The 2,390-nt window shown below is 38.1% G+C and carries 2 protein-coding genes; one reads left to right on the forward strand and one right to left on the reverse strand.

The genetic code is table 11. The features are described from left to right. Window positions 1–209 precede the first annotated feature (209 nt). Window positions 210–1,319 carry a low temperature requirement protein A gene (locus tag HMPREF0519_RS01755; protein ID WP_225429092.1) on the forward strand — a complete coding sequence of 370 codons (1,110 nt, stop codon included), beginning with the start codon at window positions 210–212 and terminating at the stop codon, window positions 1,317–1,319. 90 nt (window positions 1,320–1,409) lie between these two features. Here the strand turns inward: HMPREF0519_RS01755 and HMPREF0519_RS01760 are convergent, their stop codons facing one another. Beyond that, window positions 1,410–2,381: a 2-hydroxyacid dehydrogenase family protein gene (locus HMPREF0519_RS01760; RefSeq protein ID WP_003556866.1), complete on the reverse strand. Its 972-nt coding sequence runs from the start codon at window positions 2,379–2,381 to the stop codon at window positions 1,410–1,412. Window positions 2,382–2,390 lie beyond the last annotated feature (9 nt).

Genomic DNA, 2,390 nt, shown 5'->3' on the forward strand with positions numbered 1-2,390 from the left:
ATGAATGATGACGATCGTTTTAAGGTTCTTAAATAATTAACGAATTAGTATAGCTTAAGATACATCCTTCAAAGAAGAAGCTGGGTCAAAGATCATTTTTGATTCAGCCTTTTTTGCTGTCTTCATATTTTGGTCTACGATACTGGAGAGTCAATCAATTTAAAAGACTGCAAATGAGCTATTCTATACTTAGTTTGGAGAAAACGGCTATGAAATCAAAGGAAGTCAGCAATTTTGAGCTATTTTATGATTTGATTTTTGCTTACGCTATCAGCAGGATTACCAGTGTTTTACATATTATTAACAGTGAAAGAATTCCGGTTTTGGATGTTGCTGAGTTTTTAATGATGATGCTGGTTTTTTGGACAATTTGGACGTATCAAACAGTGTTTGCAAATCGCTTTTATCACACTAATTTGAGTCATGTTGTTTTTTTGGTTTTCAATATGTTTTGGGTTGTTGTCCTTTCTCAATCTATTAATACAAATTTTGAGCAAACACATGCTACCTTCGCAGGTGCCACGTCTGTTCTTTTTATGAGCTTGGCAGTTCAATATTTAATTCAAGCAAAAAGAAATAAATCCCAAGAGGTGCGTCATCTGTGCATTCAATTAGGATCACTGTTAATATCAATCGCAGTGATTGGCGTGCTTACAATGATTCAATGGGGGAATTATGGTTTGCGGTTTTCGATTTATGCCATCACTATTTTTATGGCGGCGTTTGTACCAATCGGCATGAAAAAAACGCTGCGGCATTTTCCAACCCATTTTGATCATCTTACAGAGCGTTACAGCTTGTTTACGATCATTTTGTTTGGAGAATCAATTATCAGTGTTGCAGGAACGATTGATAGTCTCAACGTTCACGTTGATAGTTTGCTGTTCTTTATCATCATTGCACTGTTATTTTCAATTTACATTCTGACATACGATCTCGGTATTAATCGACATTTAACAACAGCTGGCCTCGTATTGATCCATGCTCATTACTTTATTTTCGTCGGTATTGAATTAATAACGGCATCGTTAGAGTTGTTCATAAATCGAGAACTAACGCAAACCTACTTTAGTTGGTTGTTAATTATTGGATTGTTCTGTTTTTTGGTTTCTGAAAGTGTTGTTTTGTTTGTCTATGGTCAAAAAGGTCGGCGATCTTCCAGTAACGTGTTTTTTATTTTAGCAGGATTTTTTGTTTTGCTGGGGATTAGTGCTAACTTAAAGATTGAAGCATCGATGATATATGGCTTGATAGCATTATCAATATTGTTTCTTTGTTATCTTTGGTGGCGTGTATTGCTTAGGGGACAACGCTATTAATCATTTAATGATAAAGTCGATTTAGGCTTGGCCAGGTTAAACAAAAAAGCTCGGGAATTTGCCCGAACTTTTTGTAAAAAGAATTAAATTCTATTCAACACCATTGATCACATACTTAGGCTTGTCACCTTTGTCCATAGCGACCGTGTTCTTTGCAACAATTTCAGCCATTGCATCACGGGCCTCGACAGTGGCATTACCGATATGTGGTGTCAAAACAACATTTTTAAGTGACTTAAAGCCATCATCAACATGCGGTTCTTTTTCGTAAACATCCAAACCAGCACCTGCAATTTCATGGTTAACCAATGCGTCGTAAAGTGCCGCTTCATCGATAATTGGGCCTCGAGCAGCGTTAATAAGCATGGCACTGTTTTTCATTTGCTTGAACTGTTCGGCACCGATCATGTGATGGGTTTTAGGAGTAGCCGGTAAATGAAGTGTAATGATGTCGGCATTCTTAATGATATCATCCGTTGTGGTGAACTTAGCACCCAGAGTTTTTTCGGTTTCGGGATCCAATTGATGGCGTTGTGTATAAAGAATATCCATGTCGAATGCATGCATACGTTTTGCAACGGCTTGACCGATTTGCCCCATTCCGATAATACCTAATGTCTTATGGGCAAGTTCGTGGCCTAAGAAGAATAGTGGTGCCCAGCCGCTAAACCCTTCGTGGCGCATCAACGTGTCGCCTTCCATCATTCTGTGAGATAGTGCAATCATTAATCCGCAGGTTACTTCAGCTGTCGAAACAGTCGAAACTTTTGGTGTGTTCGTAACTGGGATTCCTTTTGATTTTGCATAATCGACATCGATGTTATTGAACCCGGCGCCATAGTTAGCAATCAGTTTTAAATTTGGTGCTTTATCAATAATGTCTGAGTCAACTTGAGTTGAAAGTGGTGTGATCAGGAAATCTTTATCAGTGATTCGTTTACTGAGTTCGTCCTTTGTGATCAAAGATTTACTATCATCGTACACGTCGATGTCCAATCCAGCATCTTTCAAAATGTTTAATGCATGTTCTGGAATCCTTCCAGCGATTAATACCTTTGACATATGCTCACG

Origin of the sequence: Lentilactobacillus hilgardii DSM 20176 = ATCC 8290 (assembly GCF_000159315.1) — a bacterium.
Classification (GTDB): domain Bacteria; phylum Bacillota; class Bacilli; order Lactobacillales; family Lactobacillaceae; genus Lentilactobacillus; species Lentilactobacillus hilgardii.

What these genes read in the sequence shown, in the direction of transcription:
- HMPREF0519_RS01755 (WP_225429092.1), top strand. Translation starts at nt 210, where the DNA reads ATGAAATCAAAGGAAGTCAGCAATTTTGAGCTATTTTATGATTTGATT.
- HMPREF0519_RS01760 (WP_003556866.1), bottom strand. Translation starts at nt 2,381, where the DNA reads ATGTCAAAGGTATTAATCGCTGGAAGGATTCCAGAACATGCATTAAAC.